Genomic DNA, 3,560 nt, shown 5'->3' on the forward strand with positions numbered 1-3,560 from the left:
TGCCGCCGGTGACCAGCGGCAGGTACAGCTCCAGGCCGGAGATGTCGAAGCAGACGGTGGTGAGGGCCAGCAGGGTGTCACCGGGTCCGAAGCCGGGCTCGCGGGCCATCGACCACAGGAAGTTGGTCAGCGCGCGGTGCGGTACCCGGACGCCCTTGGGACGGCCGGTGGAACCGGAGGTGTAGATGACGTACGCGACGTCGGACGGCCCGGCCGGGCCGGGCGAGGGCACGGCCGGTGGCTGCTCGGAGGTGTCGACGGCCAGCCGCGGCACGGCCGCGAGGGCGACGCCGGAGGTGGAGTGGGTGAGCAGCAGGTGCAGCCCGGCGTCCTCGGCCATGTAGGCGAGCCGGTCCTGCGGGTAGGCGGGGTCGAGCGGTACGCAGGCGGCGCCGGAGGCCTGGACGGCGAGGAGCGCCACCGGCAGGTCCTGATCGCGTGGGAGCAGCCCCCCGACGGTCCGGCCTCGGCCCGCTCCGGCGGCGGTGAGCCGGGCGGCGAGGTCGTCCACGCGCTGTACGAGTGCGCGGTACGTCAGTCCGGTGCCGGCGTGGCGGACCGCGACCGCGTCGGGCCGGGCATCGGCCTGCCGTCGTACCAGTTCCCAGACCAGGGTGTCGGCCGGGTAGTCGGCCGGGGCGGGCGGGGTGAGCCGGGTCCGCTCCTCCTCGGTGAGCAGTTCCAGCTCGGCCACCGGGGTGCCGGGTCCACCGACCGCGGCGGCGAGCAGGGTGGCGAAGTGCGCGCCGAGGCGGGCCACGGTCTCCTCGTCGAAGAGGCCGGGGTCGTACTTGAGCGTGTAACGGCAGCCCTGCTCCTGCTCGACGACCTCCAGGGTCAGGTCGAACTCGCCCTCTTGGTGCACTCCTTCGACCGGACCGAGCACCACGGCGTCGCCGGACGCGTCGCGGCGGGCGGTGCGGGTCCAGTTCTGGAAGTAGAAGGCGACGTTGAAGGGGGCGCCGGCCTCGGGGTCCGCGCGGCGGAGGTCGTCGGCCAGGTTGATCAGCGGGTAGGCGCTGTGTTCCAGGGCGTCCAGCACTGTGCGGTGGACGCGCCGGACGAGGCCGCGGAACTCCTCCGCGCCGTCGATGCGTTCGACCAGTACCACCATGTTCATGAAGTAGCCGAGCGTGTCGTCGAAACCGGTCGCCGGGCGTCCGGCCGTCGGCGTGCCCACGGCGATGTCGGCCTGGTCGCCGTAGCGGTTCAGCAGGGCGAACCAGGCCGCGAGGACGACCCCGAACAGGGTCGTCTGCTCGGCGCCGGCGAGCGCGCGGGCCCGGTCGGTGACCGCGGCGGATATGTGCCCGTCCAGGCTCGCCCCGCGGAAGCCGGGCACGGCCGGGCGGGCCCGGTCCAGCGGCAGCGGCACGGTGGTGCAGCGTCCGCGGAGCCGTTCGGTCCAGTACGCGCGCAGCCGCCGGCCCTCCGCACCGGCGAGTAGCTCGCGCTGCCAGGCGGCGAAGTCGCGCCGCGCTGCCAGGCGGCGAAGTCGCGTTAGCCGCGGGCGGGGCGCTCGGCGGGGAGGCCGCGGCCCGCGAGGAGCGCGTGGTAGCCGCGTTCCAGTTCGCGCAGGAGCAGGGCGATGGAGACGCCGTCGAAGACCAGGTGGTGGAAGGTCAGCAGCAGCGCGTTGCGGCCGTCGCCCAGGGTGTAAAGGGTGGCGCGGACGAGGGGGCCCGCGGCGAGCTCGAAGGGGCGGCGCAGGTCGGCGCGCATCCGGTCACGCAGTTCCGCGTCGTTCCGGGCGGTCAGGAAGACCTGCTGGAAGGGGAGTTCGGGCTCCTTGGCGATCCGGGCGTACGGCCCCTCGCCGCCGGCGTGGACGGTGGCCCGCAGCTCGGCGTGCCGGTCGACGAGGTCCTGCAGGACGGCCCGCAGGGCGAGCACGTCGAGAGCGCGGTCGAGCCAGAGGGCGAGGGGAAGATTGTAGGCGTAGGTACCGGGTGCGATCTGTTCGATCACCCAGAGGGCCCGCTGGCCCTCGGACAGCGGGTGGCGGCTCTCCTCGCCGTCGGTGCGGGGGCGCAGGACGCGGGCCGCGGCCTCGGAGGCCGGGGAGGGGGCGGGGGTGGTGGCCGGGACGGCACCGGTGGCCGGCGGGGCGGGTGCTCCGGGTGCTTCGGACAGAGCGGGCCGGGCCGCCGTCCCGGTGAGCCAGTTGGTGGACAGGTGGGCCGTCAGCTCGCGCAGGGTCGGCTGCTCGAAGAAGTCGCCGAGCGGTACGGCGACACCGAACGCCTCGTCCACCGCGGTGACGATCTTCATGCCGCTGAGCGAGTCGAAGCCGTAGTCGGCCAGCGGGCGGTCGGGGTCGATGCGCTCGTCCAGCTTGAGCACCCGCTCGACGAGGCCGCGCAGGCGCTCGGTGAGGGCGTCGGGGGGAGTGGTCGCCCCCGCGGTGACGGGGGCGGGCGCGGAGGCGGTGACCGGGCCCGCCGTGGGCGCGGACGCGCTCAGCAGGACACCGTCGCTCTCCGCCACCAGGACGGTCTGGCCCAGCGCCGGGTCGCCCGCGCCCAGCGCGTGGACCGGGGCGTACCCCTCCTCGTGCAGGATCCGGGTCCAGCCCTGCGGCGAGGCGAGCGGGGAGTCGGGCATGCGCAGGTGGCCGTCCTCGAAGGCCCACCAGCCCTCCAGGACACCGCCGCCGATGGTCAGCAGCGGCCGGACGGAGGTCAGTTCGTTGAGGACCAGCCAGCCGCCGGGCCGCAGCAGCGCCTTGGCCCTGCGCAGGGTGGCCCGCAGGTCGCTGGTGGCGTGCACGACGTTGGTGGCGACGACGAGGTCGGCGCAGGCCGGCTCGAAGCCCTGTTCCGTCAGGCCGCGTTCGAGGTTGAGTACCTGGAAGCGGGCGAAGTCGTAGCGCTCGGCGAAGCGTTCCCGGCCGTGTTCCAGGAAGCGCGGCGAGATGTCCGTGAAGGTGTACCCGACACGTCCCGGGTGCGCGGCCAGCGCGGGCAGCAGCCGTTCGCTGGTGGCGCCGGTGCCCGCGCCCAGTTCCACGACCTCGACCGTGCGGCCCCGGGGCAGCTGCGGCAGGCGCAGGGCCAGGAAGTGGCGGACCGTGTCGCGGACCAGGAGGTTGAAGGAGTCGGTGAGCGGGTCGCCCCGGTAGAAGTTCTGCACCAGTTTCATCGAGGAGCCGGGGAACATGATCTCGGTGGCGCCCACCTCGCCCCGCAGAATGCGGGGGTACGCCTGGAGGAACAGGCGGTTGAGGGTGACCGTCGGCTCGATCTCCGGGTAGGCCGAGGCGATCCGGTCGAACTCCGCCTCCCAGCGGTCCGTGTGCTGGACCGCGTCGATGCCGTCGACCGCCGTGGTGGTGCCGACCAGATCGCCGTCGCGGGTCAGGAATCCGGCGCCGGCCAGGATGTTGAGCAGCGCCTCGTGCAGCCGCCGGAAGCGGTCGAGGATGCCGAGCCGGCCGCGCAGCTCCTCGGTGCCGTGCCGTTCGCCGGAGCGGCGGAAGGCTCCCATGCGCTGGTAGACCCCGAGCAGCATGGGCGCGGAGACGGCCTCCAGCTCCTCGTACCCGGTGAGGACGCGGCGGG

Annotated in this window: 2 protein-coding genes; both read right to left on the reverse strand. The window is 74.1% G+C overall.

Annotation, left to right across the window (positions count from 1 at the left end; translation table 11 throughout):
* Positions 1-1,486 (reverse strand): condensation domain-containing protein (locus IH13_RS45690; RefSeq protein WP_324605223.1); only part of this gene is annotated, 1,486 nt, incomplete at its 3' end.
* 14 nt (positions 1,487-1,500) lie between these two features.
* The coding region (locus IH13_RS45695) for a condensation domain-containing protein (RefSeq protein ID WP_158791519.1) at positions 1,501-3,560 on the reverse strand (2,060 nt) is incomplete at its 5' end.

The organism is Streptomyces sp. NRRL WC-3549 (genome assembly GCF_000721935.1).
Lineage (GTDB): Bacteria > Actinomycetota > Actinomycetes > Streptomycetales > Streptomycetaceae > Streptomyces.